Source organism: Roseomonas chloroacetimidivorans (assembly GCF_049629625.1).
Classification (GTDB): domain Bacteria; phylum Pseudomonadota; class Alphaproteobacteria; order Acetobacterales; family Acetobacteraceae; genus Roseomonas; species Roseomonas chloroacetimidivorans.
The window spans coordinates 95,051-112,334 of the sequence record NZ_JBNBZS010000010.1; the positions used below are offsets into that span (position 1 = coordinate 95,051).

Consider the following 17,284-nt stretch of genomic DNA (forward strand, 5'->3'; position numbering starts at 1 on the left):
CTGGTTTCGTGCTGCCGTTCGTTATTGTGGCCCACGGCGCCACGCGCCGCAGGGCTGATCAGGATATGCGCTGAATGCTGTGCTTGATGAAATGCTGCACGCCCCGCTCCAGCCGCGACATGCGGCCGGGCACGAAGGTGCGGGCACCGGCGACGTTCTGGAGGGATTCGACCATCTCGAAATCCTCCGCCAGCACCTTGTCCAGCATGCCCTTGAACTCCGTGACGATTCGCTCCTTGTCCGGACCGAACATCACCTCCCGCGGCCAGATCGCATAGCCGACCAGGGTCATCGTGTTCACGTCGATTGGCCAGGACGTATAGAATGTCATGTAGTCCGGCCGCAGGAAGGCGTTGATGTTCGGCGGCACTGTGCCGGTGCGGGAGTAGCGCTCGCCCTTGCTCTCCATGGAAGGAATGCGCTTGGCAAAGCTCTTGCCGTCCTTGGAGAGCGGCCCCGCATCATATTCATCGATATAGACTTGGCCACGCGGCCGCAGGTCATAGGTCGCGTCCACCGTGCTCAGGAAGCGGCCGATCGTGTCCTTATGCAGGATTTTCAGGTGGTAGAAGTCGATGAAGTTCTCCACCATCAACTTCCAGTTGCAGTTCAACTTCGTCTCGGTGCGCAGGCCGATATAGAGGTCGCCCATCCCGATCCAGCCGAACTTCTCCTCGAAGTCGGCGATGTACTCGTTGAAGGGGATCGGATCGGCGGCCAGCGAGACGAAGATCCAGCCATGCCATTCGTTCAGCTGATACTCCGGCAGCCGGCAGTTGCGGCGGTCGAAGCCCTCGCTGTCCTGCATGTAGCTGGCGCCGATCAGGCGGCCATCCAGCCCGTAACTCCAACCGTGATAGGGGCACATGAAGGCCTTCTGGTTGCCCGTGCCGCTCGCGATCTCCACGCCGCGATGGAGGCACATATTGGCATAGGCACGGGCCTTTCCGTCCTTGTCCCGGCAGATCAGCACCGGCTCCTTGCCGATGCGGAAGCTGCGGAAGTCCCCGGGGTTCTCGATCTCCTCAGACCGGGCGAGCATCAGCCAGTCTCTGAGAAAGATGTTCTGCATCTCCCGCTCCAGGATCGCCGGATCGCTGTAGAGCGTGCCGGGCGGATGGCTCGCCTGGGTGACCTCCTTGAAGGCCTGGGCGAAGCGCGGGTCAGGGAGCGGGACGTGGCTGTCGGGCATGTTGGCCTCTCTCTCAGACGTTCACGGCGTCGCCGGGCATGGTCGCCCGGCCGGCTTCGAAGGACCCCAGGAAGGCAGCAAGATTCCGGCCAAGATCGTCGCACATATAGCCACCCTCCTGCACCAGCACCGTCGGCAGGCCGAGCGCAGAGACCTTTGCTGCGATGCGGGAGAAGCCAGCGGTCGTCACGCCCAGCCAGGCCAGCGGGTCGTTGACAAAGGCATCAAGCCCCAGCGACAGCACCAGCGCGCCGGGACCGTAGGCACGAATGCGGTCCAGCGCCAAATCCAGGGTTCGGCAATATTCATCGTCCCCTGTGCCGCGCGGCAAGGGGAAGTTGGCCGTGGCCCCTTCCCCGGCACCACGGCCGATCTCGTCGGCATAACCCCAAAAGAACGGATAATAATCAGCGGGGTCTCCATGCAGGGAGACGAAGAGAACGTCCTCACGCTCCGCGAAGATGTCCTGCGTGCCGTTTCCGTGATGCACGTCAATGTCCAGGACCGCCACGCGCGACCAGCGGTCGCGCAGGATTTCGGCTGCTGCCGCCGCGTTGTTGAGGTAGCAGAAACCCCCGGCATAATCCGGGCCCGAGTGGTGCCCGGGCGGTCTGCACAGCGCATAAGCCTCACGCTCCGCGCCATGCCGTACGGCCAACGCCGCCGCCGTGGCGGAATGCGCGTTCCACAGCACCGCATCCCAGGTGCCTGGCCCGATAGGACAGGCCAGGTCGGAGAGGTGATACCCGGCCTGCCCGACCACGCTTTGCGGATAAGGTCCGCCGCTGCGGCGGGGATGCACATTTGGCACCACCTCTGGCCCGGCATTGGGGTTGGCGCTCCACCGCTCATGCGCCGTGCGAAGGAAATCGACGTATTCGGGGGTGTGCACGCGGCGGATGTAGTGCTCGCCACTGTCAGGCGGATCAAGGATCGTGTGGCCCTGGTCCGCGATTCCGCTCAGCAGCCGCTCGATGCGCGCGGGCACGTCGGGATTCGCCCGCGGACGCCCGGCCACGAGGAAGTTCCGGGGGTCGTGGGCTGCCTGTCTAGGCGAGACATAGACGCGCATCCGCTGAACCCGCTCCCTGCGAAGTGATGGACAAGCTTGGCGCCGCGTGGAAGCATAGATCAAATTTAGATTGCCTATGAGAGCATAAATCTCATGAATGCATGGAACGGAAGGCGGGCCTGAGCCGGACATGACCGCATCACCGTTAAACGGCCCGCAGCGGTTGCGCGCCGCGGCGCCGGCTATTTCCCGGACTGCGCGGCCCCTGGCGCATCAACTCGACTGGAACCTGCTACGGGCCTTTCTCACCATTGCCGAGCACGGCAGCATCTCCCGTGCGGCCGATGCGCTGCACCGCAGCCAGCCAGCCGTTTCCGCAGCGCTGAAGCGGCTGGAGCAGCAGATCGGCACCACCCTCGCTACCCGCACCGCCACCACTTTCCGCCTCACGGAACCCGGACAGATTCTGCTGCGGGAGTGCCAGGAGATCTTCAACACCATCGCGCAGATGCCCCGCCTTCTGGATGGCGGCGGCGATTCGCTGGTGGGCACCATGGCCATCCGCATGGCCAGTCACATCGTCAGCGACCTGATCGACTCCACAATCACTGAGTTTCACCGCCGCTACCCGCGCGTGACGCTGGACATCTCCATCAGCCCTAGCTCCCAGATCGTGGAGGATGCGCTGAACCGGTCGGTGAAGGTGGGCATCGGCTTGGCGAGCGTGCAGCACCCGGATCTGCGCTACCAGCACCTCTACCGCGAACATTTCGGCTTCTTCTGCGGCCCCTCGCACCGCCTTTTTGGCCGCACGGGGCTGACGCTGAAGGATTTGGAGGGCGAGAAGGCGGTCTCCTTTCGGGTTTTCACCTTTTCCGATTGGGTGCAGACCATCGGCGCGCTGAACAAGCGCGCCAACCTGGCCGTGCCGATGGTCGGCATCTCGGACCATCTGGAGGAGGTGCGACGCATGATCCTGGCAGGCATGGGAATCGGCGCGCTGCCGATCCATGTCATGGAACGTGACGTCCGCGACGGGCTGCTCTGGCAATTGCCGCCCTATGACGATGCTCCAGCAATCGACGTGCACCTCGTCACTAACCCGAAGACGCAGCTCGGGCGGATCGAATCCGCCTTCGTGCATCTTCTCACCTCCACCGTGCAGTCCAAGCCGCTGGACGAACGCAGCTACCCTCCTTCCCTCACCCGGGCGCAGCGGCCGCGTATGCGCCACGCCAAGGCCTGAACCAGTTCGGGAGAACCGATCCATGCCATCCGCCGACCATCGCCTGGAGCGGGCCAGCCGCGTGCTCGTGGAGGACCACTTCGCCATCGCCGAAGGCGAGAGCGTGCTGCTGACCGTGGACAGCGCCACGGACCCGGCCGTAACGACCGCGGTCGGCAATGCCGTCACCCGGCGCGGCGGGAAGCTGATGACCGCTGTGATCCCTCAGCTTCCCTTCCAGGGCGGGCTGGCCGATTCCTTCGTTCCCGATCCCCTCGCGGCCGCAGCAGTGGCCGCCGATGCCTGGCTGGACTTCACCTTCCCCTATCTGGCCGGATCGAAGATGCATGATGCCGCGCTAAAGGCGGGGCGCGTGCGCTACGGGCTGCTGAACATGACGGCGGCCGAAAGCTTCTCGCGCGTCTATGGTGGAGTGGATTTTTCGGCACTCATGGACTTCCAGATCGCGCTTGTGGAGTTCCTGGATGGCTGCGCCGGAAAGGAAGCGCATGTCACCTGCCCGCTCGGTACCGATCTGCGCTTCGGTCTGGACAAGGTGAAGATCAAGCGCGCGCGGGTGGCGAGTATGCCGGGCATGCACACGACTCCCGGGGCGCAGAACCTTTACCCGCTGGACGGCTCGGCGCGGGGGCGGACCGTACTGCAGGCCCTGTTCGACGAAACCTATCGCGTTCTGCGTAAGCCGATCACGGTCATCACCGACGGAACCATTCAGCGCATCGAGGGCGGCTCCGCTGAGGACATACCACGCCTGGAGCGGTCCCTGCGCCGCGCGGCCTCCGGCAAGGGCTATGGCCGGATGATTCATTTCACCCTCGGCTTCCATCCCGCGACCGTCTTCACCGGCCGCCACTTCATCGAGGATATTCGCACCCCCGGCAGCAACGCCATCGGCATGGGCCTGCCCTGGTGGGAGGAAGGCGGCGGCGAGAACCATCCGGACGGAGTGGTGCTGGACCAGACCCTGACCATCGACGGCCAGCTCATCATGGAGAATGGCCGCTTCGCCGGCCCGCCCCATCTCCTGGCGCTGCACGAAAAGGTGGCGCCGCTCTTCTACTGATCAGCAACCGAGGGAGTTCCCCGATGCGCGTGACCTATCTGGACGTGATGGGCATCAAGACCCGCTGCTACACCGCCGGCAGCAGCGGCCCGCCCCTGATGCTCATTCACGGCATCGGTTCCTCCTCCGATTCCTGGATGAAGGTCATCAATCAATTGGGCGAGCAGTTCCAGGTTGTCGCGCCGGACCTGATGGGCCATGGCTTTACAGGCCTGGGCGATTATAGCGGTGGCCCGCCGCAGCCCGTGATGGTGAAGCACCTGCATGGCGTGGCGGATGCCATGGGCTGGGGCAAGTTCTCCGTGTTCGGAAGCTCCTACGGCGCGCTTCTCTCCGTGCTCTGCCATCTCGCGGACAAGGAGCGGGTGGAAAAAGTTATCATGCTCGGCAGCGCCTCCGCCACAATGGGCGATGCCGAACGCCTGGTCAGTTTCAACGCTGCCAGGGCCGCGGCCCTGGCGACTATCGCGGAGCCGACTGTCGAGTTCGCCCGCAAACGCATGGGCGGCATGGTTTATGACGTCTCGTGCATCCCGCCTGAGTTGCTCTTCCTGCAAATGAATATTTTCGCCCGCCCCGGCCTGCGGGAGGGGCTTGAGACGATCATGGACGGCATGATGGACCTGGAGGCGACCCGCCCCTGGACGATCACCGGGCGCTTCAACGAGATCGCCTGCCCGCTGCTGATGATCTGGGGCGAGAACGACCCGCACGCAAAAATCGACAGGGCCTTGGAAGCGGCACGCTCGGCCCGCGATGCTCGCTTCGTCACAGTCGCGCGTTGCGGGCATGTGCCGCACCTGGAACACCCGGAGCAGGTGGTGACGCTGGCACGACGCTTTTTGCAGGGGGATGCGATGGCGGAGTACCGGCTGGCAGCCTGAAATAGCCCGGGAGGAACTCCACTTTCCCCTATATCCCCTGCCGGCAGGAAGCTGCGACTTCCGGACCTGCATGATTTGAAGCCTGAGTTCGGCAGGGGAAAGTGTTTCAGGTATCGAGGCTGCGTATCGGCCGGCGTAACCTGAACAGATCGCGGGCTCCGGCACGGCCGCTGCCACCCCGCGGCGGTGCAGGAGGCAGAGTCTCCGGCACCGCCACTTGCGAAATTAGCCGATAGGGGCGCCCTGGCGCGTCACGGCAATGTAGTTTGCGGATGCCTTGGCCCGTGCCAGCATCCCCGTCTCCGCCACATGAGTATAGGCAGCAGTGGCAAAACTACCCGAGGCTGGTGCCAGATCGCGACCGCGGCGCAGCGAGGGTGCCTCCTCCAGATATTCTATGATCGCCTTGCAAAAGGCCGGCAGGTCGCTCGGCAGGCGGGAGGTGATGATGTTGCCGTCCCGCACCACCGGCTCATCCACATAGTTTCCGCCGGCGTTGATGACGTCGTCCTTGACCAGGAAGACGCAGGTCACGGTGCGCCCACGCGCGATCCCCGCCGAGGCGAGCATCCAGCCGGCATGGCAGATCGCCGCCACCAGCTTGCCCTGGTCATGCACAGCGCGGACGAGGTCGACCATCGCCTTGTGCTTACGCATTCCCTCCGGCGCCAGGCCGCCGGGGATGACGATGGCGTCCAGGTCATCCGCGGAAACCTCGTCCATCGCCAGGTCGCAACGCGAGGGCATGCCGAGCTTGCTGGCGTAGAGCTGGTCGCGGCTGGGGCCAATGATCAGCACCTTCGCGCCAGCCTCACGCAGGCGCATCACGGGATACCACAGTTCCAGTTCCTGGAACTGGTTCTCGATCAGGACGCCGATCTGTGCGCCGTTCAGGTCCATTTTCGTGCCCTTTTCAGAAGGCCAGCAGGCGGCGTGGATTCTCAACCATAACCGTGTGCATCTCCGCCTTGCCGAACCCCTTCTTTTCGAGCCGATGGGCGAAGTTCTCGAACATGTAGCCAATGGGCACCTGCTCGTTCAGCAGCGGCGGTTCCTCTGCGCTGGGCGGCGAGCCGGCGTAGCTGAAGAAGCGGTCGTAGGAGAACACCAGTCGGTCGAGATAGCCCAAATCGGTCAGCTGGCACACGGCCGTGGCAATCAACTCGTCCAGGCCCTCCTGACTGTCGTTCTGCCAGGGTATGCCGATATGGTCGATCTGCAGGCATGCCCCGCGCTCCACGATCTCCCTCAGCTGGTTGATATTCGGATGCACGAAGGCATGGCCGATGATCACGCGGCTGGGGTCAGCGCCATATCTCTCCAGCAGGTTCAGCAGTTCAATGCCCGGGTTGATATACGCATAGTCCTCGGGCTGCGTGTGGGTGTTAATGCAGGCGCCGGTCTGACGCTGGGCGCGGGCCACCGCGCAGATCACCTTAGCCTCGAGCGGACTGATGCCGTTGGGGCCGGAGCTCGGATTGGCCTCTGTGCTGGTGATGCCCCCCGTTGCCGCCTTCAAGATCCCGGCGCGGTAGGGCGTGAGCTGGTTGTCGTAGACCATGCCCTCCGTGATGTCGCGGACCAGCATCTCCGTCAGGTATTCCGGCGACTTGCGGCGCCAGTGGAAGGGAATGCCGATGGCATGTTCTTCCGGGAAGAAGCCAGTCATGGCGACGACGTGCACGCCGCTGCGGCGCGACACCTCTGCCAGCAGCTCGGGGTGGCGGCCGATTTCCGGCGGCGTCATGTCCACCACCGTCTGGATCCCGTGGGTTTCCCGCCCATCCTTCAATACGGGGGCGATCTGCCCGGCGAGATGATCCAGGGACCAAACGTGGTGATGGTCCGTATCGGAACCCTGGTAGGCGTAGCGGATATGCTCGTGCGTCAAGGTGATGCCGAGCTCCTCGGGCGCGATGTCGCCGAGGACAGTACGGACGTGAGTCATGGAGGGGCCTCAAGCTGCAACGCGGTTGGGCTGCTGGGCAAGCGCCCCCATCAGGGCGCGGAAGAAAGCGGGCAAGTCATCGGTGGAGCGGGCGGTGGTGACGCCATCCTGCACGGACACAGCCTCAGTCGCCACCTCACCGCCGGCCTCGCGGACCGTTCCGGCCAAGCTAGCCGGACAAGCCACGCGCCGCCCGTTGAGCAATCCCGCAACAGCGAGGAGTTGGACGCCCTCAGATAGTGCGGCCATTACCGCGCCCGCGGATGCTGCCGCAGCAACAAGCCGCATCGCCGCGGCATCCGTCAGCAGCCGGCGCGCCATGGCGCCACCGGGAATCACGAGAGCAGAAAGGCTCGTGGATGCCGCCACATCCATGGCAAGCTCGGGGATCACGGGATAGCCGAGCTGGCTTGTCACCTGCGCCTCGGAGCCAGGGCCGATGACGACCACCTCAACTCCTTCCTCACGCAGACGCAGCACGGGATACCAGAACTCCAGCTCCTGGAAGCCGCCGCCGACGAGAACACCGACACGCGGGCCAGGGGCTATGCCATTCTCTGTTGCCATTCTCGCAATCCATTCAAGCGGCTGATCGCCGTGTCCCGGCCCCTGACTCTAGTCAGCCGAATGAAGCTGGCGTCAACGGCGGTTTCGCTGATCCATTCATCAGCTGGATGATTAGGTGGGCAATATCAATGTTATCGCTCCCACACCGCGCCCATGCCGGAGCGGCGGGCAGCCGCGCAGCAGGCGTCGACTCCCCGTAGGGACCTAGAATTGCCGGCGTTCCCGCGTCATCGGCCCCAGCACCTCGTCTGCCAAGCCGAGCGATGAACAGCGCGGTACCGGCATGCCGGAGGAGCAGCACGGCAGCACCCAGTACCGCCGCTGTGCTGCACGGCGCCCGCCGTCATCATCCAGGCGAGCTTTCCCTCGAAGCCCCGCCTCACGGAATACCGTAGGAAGCCATGCCACCGAGGATCCGCATTGCTGCAGCAGGGCCGAGGCTGGGATGGCCAGCAGCGGTACTAGGACGAACTGCGCGAAGCCAGGGGAATACGTGTCGGCGGCGAATTCGCGCCGCCGGCTTCAGGGGCCGTGACGTAGAGCAGGGCACCTGTGAAAGAACAGGCAAAAGGGACCGCTATCAACCAGTGTATGATACGGCTGATAACGCCATGGTCCTCCGAGCGATCCGTCCATGGACGCCCTGCCTGCCACTGCCGGCTTCCTGCCCATGCTTCGGCGCCCGCATCAAAGTGGCCCGCAGGCGCCCACGCGTTTATCCCTGGGCGTCAAAGGGACCGAGATAATCGCGCTTGCCGATCACTACGCCGTTCTGGCGAAGAATGTCGTAGGCGGTCGTGATGTGAAAGAAGAAGTTCGGCAGCGCGAAGGTGAGCAGGTAGGAATCTCCTCGGAACACCCACTTGCTGTCGCGCGTTGCCACAACAACCTCGCGGATCTCACTGCCCTCCATCTGACCGGGTTCGATGGTTCGCAGATAGGCCAATGTCGCACGGATGCGCGCCTGCAGCTCCTCGAATGTCACCTCCTTGTCCTCAAAGCGGGGCGCGGGCACGCCGGTCAGGCGCTCGGCAGCGAATTTTGACGTGTCGCTGGCGCGTTGCACCTGGCCGGAGAGCGGCAACATGTCAGGCGCGAGCCTCGCCATGACCAGGGTAGCGGGATCAAGGCCCTTCGTCGCCGCATGGGCCGAACCCTTTTCCAAAAGGGTCGAGAGCACCTCCAAGCCTCGGATCAGCACGGGGATGGAGGCCTGGTACATCGATAGCGGCATCTGTGTCCTGCTCCTGCGCGCGAGCCCGGCTGGTTTCAGAACTTCTCAACCCAGGGTCGCAGCTCGACTTCGAGCGACCAAGCATCGCGAGGCTGCCGGAGCAAGTCGAGATAGGTCTGCGCGATCCCCTCCGGGCTGAGCAGGCTGTCGGGCCGGTCCCGGGGCTCTGGGCGCCTCTCGCTGCGTACACCGCCGTCCACCACGATATGCGCGACATGGATACCCTGCGGGCCCAACTCCCGCGCGGCGCTCTGCGCCAGGCCGCGCAGGGCGAACTTCCCCATGGCAAAAGCGGCGGAACGCGCAAAGCCCTTCACACTAGCCGTCGCCCCGGTCAGCAGGATCGCGCCGCGGCCCTGCGGCAGCATGCGGCGGGCGGCCTGCTGCACCACCAGGAAACCACCGAAAGCAGTGACAGCCAAAGCCTGACGCACTGCCTCGGGATCCAGCTCGGTCAGCGGGCCGGGCGCACGCGCGCTCGCATTATAGACGACGACATCCGGCGCCCCGAGGCGGTCGTCGGCCTCCGCGAAAAGCCGGTCGACCGAAGCTGGATCGGCGGCATCCGCGGTGAAGGCAATCGCGCCGGTTTCGGCGGTGAGCGGCGCCAGCTTGCTGGCATCGCGCGCCGCGAGCCCAACCTTAAGCCCCGCACGCGTCAGGCCACGAGCAAGGGACGCGCTGATACCAGCACCGGCCCCAACGATCAGCGCTGTACGGAAGGGAATGTCCTGCATGCCGGTTCTCCGCGCTGCGTGCCTGCGAGCATAGGCTTGACTCCAATTATGATGCTCATCATCAATTCGTCAATCGCGGCGCTTCCCTGCTGCCGGCCGCCACAGAACGGCCGCACCGCCTGCGCCGCCATCTCTTTCCCGAGGAGACCGCCATGCGGGAACCCGAAGTTGTCCTGTGCCATCCGGTCCGCACGGCCATTGGCGGTTACAACGGCACGCTCAAGGGCATTCCGGCCACGGAGCTCGGTGCGATCGTAGTGCGCGAGACCGTCACCCGGTCCGGTCTGGACCCTGCGCGGGTAGAGAGCGTGACCATGGGAAACGTCATCCAGGCTGGAAACAAGATGAACCCGGCGCGCCAGGCTTCCATTCATGGCGGGCTGCCGGTTTCCGTTCCGGCCATGACCGTGAACCGCGTCTGCGGCTCCGGCGCCCAGGCCATCGTCACAGCGGCGCAGGAAATCCGCCTGGGCCAGCAGCGCCTGGCCGTGGCCGGTGGCATGGAGAACATGGACCGCGCGCCCTACCTCATGGATGGTGGCCGCTGGGGCTATCGCATGGGCCCGGCCGAAATCCATGACAGCATGCTGCGGGACGGGCTGAATGATGCCTTCTCCGGCGAACATTCAGGCTGGCACACTGAGGATCTGGTGACCAAGGCACGGATCAGCCGCGAAGCGCAGGATAGCTGGGCCGCCCGGTCCCAGCAGCGCTTCGCCGCGGCGCGCGCGGCCGGCCACTTCGCCGGCGAAATCGTGCCGGTCACGGTCAAGGGCCGAAAGGGCCCGGAAATCTTCAGCACCGACGAGGCCCCGCGCCCCGAGACGACCGTCGAGGTCCTGGCCAAGCTGCGCCCGGCCTTCCGTCCCGACGGCACCATCACCGCCGGCAACGCTCCCGGCCTGAACAGCGGCGCCGCCGCGTTGATCGTGGCGGACCGGCAGGCCGCCGAGGCGAATGGCATCGCTCCTCATGCTCGCCTGGTCGCCTCCGGCGTGGCGGCAGTGGAGCCCGGCCTGTTTGGGCTCGGCCCCGTGCCAGCCGTGCGCCAGGCGCTGGAACGCGCGGGCTGGCGCCTTTCCGACCTTGACCGCATCGAGATCAACGAGGCCTTCGCGGCCGTTCCTCTAGCCGTGGCGCAGGAGCTCGGCCTGCCCGAGGACATCATCAATGTCGAAGGTGGCGCGATCGCGCATGGCCACCCGATCGGCGCGACCGGCGCGGTGTTGGTAACGCGCCTGCTGCATGCGATGCGCCGCGACGGACTTCGCCGGGGCATGGTCACGCTCTGCATCGGCGGAGGCCAGGGCATCGCCCTGGCGCTGGAGGCGCTTTGACCCTGACGGCCGGCCTCCTCGCGGCGCTGGGAAGGACGGCAAGGGCTTCGGCTAGGCGCGTTGATACCGAGGCCGGGCACTGGGAGGTGACCAGCGGACGACCTGCGCCTCGCTCCGATCAACCCGGTGCTTCGGGAACTGGCTCCGCACTCTCCCGACGCAGCCACTCGATAAAAGCCGCAATGCCCGGGCGTGGCGTGCCGGAGGGCGGGACCAGCCAGTAATGATCCCCCGCCGGGATCGTATCGGGCGCGAGGCGCAGAAGGGCGCCGTCCCGTACCTCCCTCTCCACGAAGGCCGGAGGGCAGATGACCGCGCCCAACCCCTCCAGCGCCGCCTGGATGGCAAGTGTCGTGCTCTCGAAGACCAAGGGCGGCGCGGTGGGCTCCAGCCCATGCACCTGATGCCAGCGGGCCCAGTCGCCCGGACGGACTCTGCTCGCCAGCAACCGAACGCCCTGACGAAGTTGCGAATGCCCGTCCTTCCCGGCCAGGGCCGGAGCGGCGAAAGGGGCCAGCAGCACCGGCTGCAGCCGCACGGCATGGGCTGTGGGCGGATGGTCCGCGGCGGCGGTGCGAACCGCGACATCCACCGAGCCACCGAGAAAGGAACTGGCCTCGACGGCTGTCGAGACCTCTACCTCCAGCCCTGGATGCAGGGCCCGGAAGCGGGGCATGCGCGGGATGAGCCACCGCAAGGCCCAGGTGGTGTAGGCCAGCACGCGGATCGGCCGCGTCTCGCCCGCCAGCGCGGCGGTGGCCGCGCGGATCCGGCTGAAGGATTCGGCCAGCGCCGCGGCGTAGGCTTTGCCCACTGCGGTCGGCCGCGCCGTGTTCGGACCGCGCTGGAGCAGCGCCACGCCCAGTTGGGCCTCCAGATCGCGCAGGCGCTTGCTGATGGCGGGCTGGGTGACGTTCAGGCGCGCCGCGGCAGCACTCAGGCTGCCCGTTTCGGCCACCAGTACGAAGGCCTGGAGCGAGGCGAGCGGGGGTAGGTCGGGTTGCACGCCCTAGTCTAACCTGAAGTTGGGGTAGAGCAAGATTTCCTGCCTCGCCAAGTGCGAGGGCCGGGCGCAGCATCCGCCTCCGCCCTCCGACGGGGGCGACCGGCCGTGGCCGGGCACGACAAGAACCGGTCGCCAAGGGCCGGGCGAGCAAGGGAACGCCGCCATGCGACGCCGCACCGTATTGGGCCTTCCGGCCCTGATCCTGCCTGCCCTTTCCGGCCAGGCGATGGCGCAGGAACGCTTCCCCGACCGTCCCATCCGCATGGTCATTCCCTTCGCCACCGGCGGTAGCAACGACGTGGTCGGCCGCATGATTGCGGAAGGAATGGGCGCGCGGCTCAGTCAGACGATCGTGGTAGAGAATCGCGGCGGCGCGGGCGGCCTTCTCGGCAACGACAACATCGCGAAGTCGCGCCCTGACGGCTACAGCATCCTTCTCGCGGGCAGCGGCAGCTTCCTGATCAGCAGCCTCGTCCAGCCGCGCGTGCCGTATGACGTGATGACGGATTTCACGCCGATCGGCTTCGTTGGCCAGGCGCCGAACGTGATCTGCGTCAATCCCTCGGTTCCCGTGCACAACCTGAACGAATTGAAGGACGTCGCGAGGAAGGCCAACCCGCCACTGACCTATGGCTCCCCCGGCGTTGGCACCACCGGGCACGCGCTGCCCGCGATGATCGCGCTGACACTGGGCATCGAGATGGAGCACGTACCCTATCGCGGCACCGGCCCCGCCCTGACCGACGTGCTGGCTGGCCGGCTGAGCATGATCACCAATGCCCTGGCGCCGCTGAAGCCGCATATCGAGTCCGGGGCGCTGCGCGCCATCGCGCTGGCCGCGCCCAAGCGCTCCGCCGTCATGCCGGACATCCCCACCACGGCCGAGCAGGGCTATCCGCAGATCATCTCCTCCACCTGGTACGGGCTGGTCGGGCCGAAGGACATGCCAGCGGATCGCGTGTCCGCGCTGCACGCGGCGCTGAACGCCACCCTGGCCGATGAGACCGTCCGTAAGCGTCTTCTGGAGGAGGGCGTGGAGGTGGAGCCGAGCCCCAGGCCGGCCGATTATGCCCACTTCCTGCGCGAGGACCGCGAGCGCTGGGCCGATGTGGTGCGCCGCGCCAAGATCCGCGCTGAGTGATCCCTATGCCCGATCGCGCGCCCCTGGCCCGCATCGCAGTGCTCGATGATTTCGGCGCCGCCGCCGAGAGTGCTGCGGACTGGTCTGGCTTGCCCGTAATCTTTCTGCACGATCATGTTGAGGATGAAGCGGTGCTGGCGGAACGGCTGATGGACTGCGACGCCGTAGTGATGATCCGCGAGCGCACGCGCTTCCCCCGCTCCCTGATCGAGAGATTGCCGGCGCTGCGGCTGGTCGTCACCACCGGGATGACGAATCGGACACTGGACATGGACGCCTGCGCCGCGCGTGGTATCCCCGTTTGCGGCACCCGTTCGCTCAACACGCCGACGGTCGAGATGACCTGGGCGCTCCTCCTCAGCCTCGCCCGCCGCATACCCTGGGAGGACAAGGCCCTGCGCGAGGGCCAATGGCAGACCGGCGCCGGGCGCAGCCTGGAGGGCGCGACGCTGGGCGTGCTGGGGCTGGGCAAGCTCGGCCGCCAGGTAGCCGCGCTCGGGAAAGCCTTCGGTATGGAGGTGATCGCCTGGAGCGCTAACCTGACGGAGGAGGCCGCCGCGGCGGCTGGCGCTCGGCGCGTGGAGAAGGAGGCGCTGTTCCGCAGCGCCGATATCGTGACGCTGCACCTCGTTTTGGGGGAGCGCACACGCGGCGTGGTGGGCCGGGCGGAAATTGCCGCCATGAAGCCCGGCGCCCTGCTGGTGAATACTGCCCGCGCCGGGCTCGTGGATCAGGAGGCCCTGATTGCGGCGCTGCATTCCGGCCGTCTCGGCGGCGCGGCACTGGATGTGCACGAGATCGAGCCGATGCCGCCCAGCCATCCGCTGCTGCAAGCACCACGCACCATCCTCACGCCGCATCTCGGCTACGTCACGGCCGAGAATTATCGCCTCTACTTCGAGGGCGCGGTGGAATGCCTCCGCGCCTGGAATGCCGGGTTGCCGCTGCCACGCCCGCTGAACGCCATGCAGCCCGCCTCGCCATGAAGGACCAAGCCATGCAGAGCGAAGCTTCCTACAACGCGATCACGCTGAAGGTCGAAGGCGCTGTCGCCACCCTTACCCTCAACCGGCCGGAGGTGCGCAACGCCATCGACGACGCGATGCGCTACGAGATGCTCGATGCGCTGGATCGCGTGGCGAAGGACAATGAGGTGCGGGCCCTGGTCATCACCGGCGCTGGCAAGGGGTTCTGCTCCGGCGGCGACGTGAAGAGCATGAAGCAGCGCCTGAGCGTTCCGCCCGGCGAGGTGGCGATCAACGGCTGGCGCCGCCAGCACCGCACGCACCACATGATCTCCGCGCTGCACACCCTCCCCAAGCCCACCATCGCCGCAGTGAACGGCGCGGCCACGGGGCTGGGCTGCGACCTGGCACTGTGCTGCGATTTCGTCGTCGTGTCCGATGCCGCGACCATGGCCATGACCTACATCCATCGTGGGCTGATCCCGGATGGCGGTGGCATGTATTTCCTGCCGCGCCGCGTTGGGCTTTCCCGTGCGAAGGAACTGATCTTCTCCGGCCGCACCGTCCAGCCCGAGGAGGCACTGCGCCTCGGCATGGTGGACCGCGTCTCCCCTGCCGATACGCTGGTGGCCGATGCCCAGGCCTGGGCCGCTGAGCTATCCCGCGCCGCGCCAGGCGCCATCGCGCTGAGCAAGACCATCCTGGACCAGACCTTTGAACTGACGGCCGAGCAGGTCTTCTCCCTCGGTAGCCAGGCGCAGGCCATCTGCTACTCCTCGAAGGAGCACCTGGAATCCGTGGCTGCTTTCTTGGAGCGCAGCGCGAAGCGGAAGGAGGCCAAGTCGTGAGCGACGCCATCGCCCGCCTTCTGCGCCCGCGCAGCGTCGCCGTCATCGGCGCCTCGGCTGATGCCACGAAGATGACGGGGCGGCCCGTCGGCTATCTCCGCAAGCATGGCTTCACCGGCGAGATCTATCCGGTGAATCCCCGGGTTTCCGAGATTGCGGGCCTGACCTGCTACCCCGACATCGCCTCCCTACCCCAGGCGCCAGATGCCGCCATCGTGCTGCTGGGACCGGAGCGTGCGGAAGCGGCCGTGCGGGACCTCGCGAAACGCGGCACCGCCGCCGCCATCGTGCTCGCCAGCGGTTATGGCGAGGCGGATGAGGAAGGAGCGAGGCGCCAGCAGGCGCTGAAGGAAGCGGCAGGCTCGATGCGCCTGCTCGGCCCCAACACGATCGGGCTGGTCAACCTGACGGACCGGATCACGCTTTCCGCCACCGGCGCGCTGGAAATTGGCAACCTGCCGGCGGGGCGCATCTCCGTTGTGTCTCAGAGTGGCGGCATACTGGGGTCGCTGCTTTCCCGTGCCGCCGATCGCGGCATCGGCTTTGCCAAGCTGGCTTCCACCGGCAATGAGGCCGATCTCGATAGCACCGACCTGATCGAGCACCTGGTCGAGGACGAGGCCACCACCGTCATCGCCGCCTATATGGAGGGCCTGCGCCGCCCCGAACAATTCCGCAAGGTGGCGCTGCGGGCGGCCGAGATCGGCAAGCCGATCGTTGTCTTCAAGGTCGGGCGTTCGGAGTCCGGTGCGCGGTCGGCCAGTTCCCACACGGGCGCGCTGGCGGGGGCCGATCAGGTCTATGACGCGCTGTTCCGTCAATGCGGCGTGATCCGTGCCCAGACCTTCGCGGACCTGCTCGACATTCCCGCGGCGCTGGCTGCTGGGCGGCGCGCGGCGGGGAAGCGCGTGGCCATTCTGACCTCCACCGGCGGCGCCGGGACGCTGGTCGCGGACAGCCTGGGCCTCGCAGGCTTCGACGTACCCGTGCCGGATGCCACTACAGCCGCCCGCATCGGCGCACTGACAGGCGAGGAGGCTTCGGCCGGGCGGAACCCCGTGGATGTGACGCTTGCCGGGCTCCGCCCGGACATCTTCCGCGGCTGCATCGACGCTTTGCAGGAAAGCCCGACTTACGACGCGACGGTAGTGATTGTCGGCTCTTCCGCCCTGGCGCAGCCGAGCCTCGTGGCGGATGCGGTGGTGGAGTGCCAGGCGCGCAGCGGCAAGCCCATTCTGGCCTATGTCAGCCCGCATGCGCCGGAGGTGACGCGGCTGCTGAATGGGCAGGGCATTCCGGCCTTCACGGCACCTGAAAGCTGCGCCTCGGTGCTCGCTGCCTTGCAGCCGCGCGCCGCGCCCGCGCCGGCCACTTCCGCGCCGGCCAAGGCCGATGCCGGGATTGCCGCCCTTCCGGCCGGGGCGCTGAATGAAGCCGAGAGCAAAGCCCTTTTCGCCCGCTTCGGCCTGCCGGTGACGCGCGAGGCGGTGGCGACGGATCCTGCCGGAACCACGGCGGCGGCGCAGGGGCTGGGCGAGAAGCTCGTGCTCAAGATCCTGTCGCGGGAGATCCTGCATAAGAGCGACCTGGGCGGAGTGAAGATCGGCCTGAATCCCGCCGAGTTGCCCGCGGCTGCCACGGCGATGCTCGACGGACTGGCCCGGGCCGGGGCGCCAAAGCCGGAGGGCTTCCTGGTGCAGGAGATGGTGAAGGGCGAGGCCGAGATGATCCTCGGCTTCAACCGCGATCCGCAGCTCGGCCCCGTGATCCTGCTGGGCATGGGCGGGGTGGCGGCAGAGCTGCTGAAGGACACCACCCTCCGCCTGCTGCCGATCACCCGCGCGGATGCGGAGGGCATGATCGAGGATCTCCGCACCGCCCCGCTGCTGCGCGGCTATCGCGGCGCGCCGAAGGCCGATGTCCCGGCTCTGGTGGATGCGATCCTGGCCTTCGCCGCCATGGCGGAGGCGGCCGGGGAGCGGCTGATGGAAGCGGAGGTGAACCCCCTTTTCGTCCTGCGGGAGGGAGAGGGCGTGCGTGCCGTCGATGGCCTCGCGGTGCTGCGTTAGGGGCAGGGCTTCCAGCCCGGCCCGCGGCCTGCCAT

At 66.6% G+C, this 17,284-nt stretch carries 16 protein-coding genes; 8 read left to right on the plus strand and 8 right to left on the minus strand.

Annotation, left to right across the window (positions count from 1 at the left end; translation table 11 throughout):
- Positions 1 to 58 precede the first annotated feature (58 nt).
- Together ACO1BU_RS09150 and ACO1BU_RS09155 are read right to left on the minus strand one after the other, a co-directional pair.
- Complete coding sequence (locus ACO1BU_RS09150) at positions 59 to 1,192, minus strand: aromatic ring-hydroxylating oxygenase subunit alpha (RefSeq protein WP_424135623.1); 1,134 nt, start codon at positions 1,190 to 1,192, stop codon at positions 59 to 61.
- Positions 1,193 to 1,205: 13 nt separating this feature from the next.
- The gene (locus ACO1BU_RS09155) at positions 1,206 to 2,210 is read right to left on the minus strand and encodes a histone deacetylase family protein (RefSeq protein ID WP_424135624.1); all 1,005 of its coding nucleotides are present in this window, start codon (positions 2,208 to 2,210) and stop codon (positions 1,206 to 1,208) included.
- A gap of 184 nt (positions 2,211 to 2,394) precedes the next feature.
- On the opposite strand from ACO1BU_RS09155, the gene ACO1BU_RS09160 reads away from it, so the two are divergent.
- Genes ACO1BU_RS09160 through ACO1BU_RS09170 form a run of 3 tightly spaced genes read left to right on the plus strand, consistent with a single transcriptional unit; the run spans position 2,395 to position 5,397 of the window.
- Positions 2,395 to 3,450, plus strand: a complete 1,056-nt coding sequence (locus ACO1BU_RS09160) for a LysR family transcriptional regulator (RefSeq protein WP_424135625.1) — start codon at positions 2,395 to 2,397, stop codon at positions 3,448 to 3,450.
- A gap of 22 nt (positions 3,451 to 3,472) precedes the next feature.
- Positions 3,473 to 4,513, plus strand: coding sequence for a 2,5-dihydroxypyridine 5,6-dioxygenase NicX family protein (locus tag ACO1BU_RS09165; RefSeq protein ID WP_424135626.1), 1,041 nt, complete (start codon positions 3,473 to 3,475; stop codon positions 4,511 to 4,513).
- A gap of 23 nt (positions 4,514 to 4,536) precedes the next feature.
- Positions 4,537 to 5,397: an alpha/beta fold hydrolase gene (locus ACO1BU_RS09170; RefSeq protein ID WP_424135627.1), complete on the plus strand. Its 861-nt coding sequence runs from the start codon at positions 4,537 to 4,539 to the stop codon at positions 5,395 to 5,397.
- Positions 5,398 to 5,622: 225 nt separating this feature from the next.
- On the opposite strand, the gene ACO1BU_RS09175 is transcribed toward ACO1BU_RS09170, so the two are convergent.
- The 5 genes from ACO1BU_RS09175 to ACO1BU_RS09195 form a co-directional block, all read right to left on the minus strand.
- Positions 5,623 to 6,297 (minus strand): type 1 glutamine amidotransferase domain-containing protein, encoded by a 675-nt coding sequence (locus ACO1BU_RS09175; RefSeq protein ID WP_424135628.1) that lies wholly within the window; start codon positions 6,295 to 6,297, stop codon positions 5,623 to 5,625.
- A 13-nt stretch (positions 6,298 to 6,310) separates the two neighbouring features.
- The gene (locus ACO1BU_RS09180; protein ID WP_424135629.1) at positions 6,311 to 7,345 is read right to left on the minus strand and encodes a phosphotriesterase family protein; all 1,035 of its coding nucleotides are present in this window, start codon (positions 7,343 to 7,345) and stop codon (positions 6,311 to 6,313) included.
- 9 nt (positions 7,346 to 7,354) lie between these two features.
- On the minus strand, positions 7,355 to 7,912 hold the full coding sequence (locus ACO1BU_RS09185) for a DJ-1/PfpI family protein (protein ID WP_424135630.1): 558 nt from the start codon (positions 7,910 to 7,912) through the stop codon (positions 7,355 to 7,357).
- Between the two features lie 715 nt (positions 7,913 to 8,627).
- A complete protein-coding gene (locus ACO1BU_RS09190; RefSeq protein WP_424135631.1) occupies positions 8,628 to 9,146 on the minus strand; it encodes a DUF1993 domain-containing protein in 519 nt (172 codons plus the stop codon).
- Positions 9,147 to 9,181: 35 nt separating this feature from the next.
- Positions 9,182 to 9,883: an SDR family NAD(P)-dependent oxidoreductase gene (locus ACO1BU_RS09195; protein WP_424135632.1), complete on the minus strand. Its 702-nt coding sequence runs from the start codon at positions 9,881 to 9,883 to the stop codon at positions 9,182 to 9,184.
- A 152-nt stretch (positions 9,884 to 10,035) separates the two neighbouring features.
- On the opposite strand from ACO1BU_RS09195, the gene ACO1BU_RS09200 reads away from it, so the two are divergent.
- A complete protein-coding gene (locus ACO1BU_RS09200; RefSeq protein WP_424135633.1) occupies positions 10,036 to 11,220 on the plus strand; it encodes a thiolase family protein in 1,185 nt (394 codons plus the stop codon).
- A 118-nt stretch (positions 11,221 to 11,338) separates the two neighbouring features.
- On the opposite strand, the gene ACO1BU_RS09205 is transcribed toward ACO1BU_RS09200, so the two are convergent.
- Positions 11,339 to 12,226 carry a LysR family transcriptional regulator gene (locus ACO1BU_RS09205; protein WP_424135634.1) on the minus strand — a complete coding sequence of 296 codons (888 nt, stop codon included), beginning with the start codon at positions 12,224 to 12,226 and terminating at the stop codon, positions 11,339 to 11,341.
- Positions 12,227 to 12,389: 163 nt separating this feature from the next.
- Between ACO1BU_RS09205 and ACO1BU_RS09210 the strand changes: the two genes are divergently transcribed.
- Genes ACO1BU_RS09210 through ACO1BU_RS09225 form a run of 4 tightly spaced genes read left to right on the plus strand, consistent with a single transcriptional unit; the run spans position 12,390 to position 17,249 of the window.
- Positions 12,390 to 13,367, plus strand: coding sequence for a Bug family tripartite tricarboxylate transporter substrate binding protein (locus ACO1BU_RS09210; RefSeq protein ID WP_424135635.1), 978 nt, complete (start codon positions 12,390 to 12,392; stop codon positions 13,365 to 13,367).
- 5 nt (positions 13,368 to 13,372) lie between these two features.
- Positions 13,373 to 14,353 (plus strand): D-2-hydroxyacid dehydrogenase family protein, encoded by a 981-nt coding sequence (locus tag ACO1BU_RS09215; RefSeq protein ID WP_424135636.1) that lies wholly within the window; start codon positions 13,373 to 13,375, stop codon positions 14,351 to 14,353.
- Entirely contained in the window at positions 14,350 to 15,180 is an 831-nt protein-coding gene (locus ACO1BU_RS09220; protein WP_424135637.1) for an enoyl-CoA hydratase/isomerase family protein, read from the plus strand. The genes ACO1BU_RS09215 and ACO1BU_RS09220 overlap by 4 nt, the downstream gene beginning before the upstream one ends.
- Positions 15,177 to 17,249 carry an acetate--CoA ligase family protein gene (locus tag ACO1BU_RS09225; protein ID WP_424135638.1) on the plus strand — a complete coding sequence of 691 codons (2,073 nt, stop codon included), beginning with the start codon at positions 15,177 to 15,179 and terminating at the stop codon, positions 17,247 to 17,249. The genes ACO1BU_RS09220 and ACO1BU_RS09225 overlap by 4 nt, the downstream gene beginning before the upstream one ends.
- Positions 17,250 to 17,284: the final 35 nt, after the last annotated feature.

Excerpts from the sequence above, each read along its gene's own strand:
- ACO1BU_RS09175 (WP_424135628.1), bottom strand. The coding sequence starts at position 6,297 with ATGGACCTGAACGGCGCACAGATCGGCGTCCTGATCGAGAACCAGTTC.
- ACO1BU_RS09180 (WP_424135629.1), bottom strand. The coding sequence starts at position 7,345 with ATGACTCACGTCCGTACTGTCCTCGGCGACATCGCGCCCGAGGAGCTC.
- ACO1BU_RS09190 (WP_424135631.1), bottom strand. The coding sequence starts at position 9,146 with ATGCCGCTATCGATGTACCAGGCCTCCATCCCCGTGCTGATCCGAGGC.
- ACO1BU_RS09185 (WP_424135630.1), bottom strand. The coding sequence starts at position 7,912 with ATGGCAACAGAGAATGGCATAGCCCCTGGCCCGCGTGTCGGTGTTCTC.
- ACO1BU_RS09210 (WP_424135635.1), top strand. The coding sequence starts at position 12,390 with ATGCGACGCCGCACCGTATTGGGCCTTCCGGCCCTGATCCTGCCTGCC.
- ACO1BU_RS09170 (WP_424135627.1), top strand. The coding sequence starts at position 4,537 with ATGCGCGTGACCTATCTGGACGTGATGGGCATCAAGACCCGCTGCTAC.
- ACO1BU_RS09150 (WP_424135623.1), bottom strand. The coding sequence starts at position 1,192 with ATGCCCGACAGCCACGTCCCGCTCCCTGACCCGCGCTTCGCCCAGGCC.
- ACO1BU_RS09215 (WP_424135636.1), top strand. The coding sequence starts at position 13,373 with ATGCCCGATCGCGCGCCCCTGGCCCGCATCGCAGTGCTCGATGATTTC.
- ACO1BU_RS09165 (WP_424135626.1), top strand. The coding sequence starts at position 3,473 with ATGCCATCCGCCGACCATCGCCTGGAGCGGGCCAGCCGCGTGCTCGTG.
- ACO1BU_RS09220 (WP_424135637.1), top strand. The coding sequence starts at position 14,350 with ATGAAGGACCAAGCCATGCAGAGCGAAGCTTCCTACAACGCGATCACG.
- ACO1BU_RS09200 (WP_424135633.1), top strand. The coding sequence starts at position 10,036 with ATGCGGGAACCCGAAGTTGTCCTGTGCCATCCGGTCCGCACGGCCATT.
- ACO1BU_RS09160 (WP_424135625.1), top strand. The coding sequence starts at position 2,395 with ATGACCGCATCACCGTTAAACGGCCCGCAGCGGTTGCGCGCCGCGGCG.
- ACO1BU_RS09195 (WP_424135632.1), bottom strand. The coding sequence starts at position 9,883 with ATGCAGGACATTCCCTTCCGTACAGCGCTGATCGTTGGGGCCGGTGCT.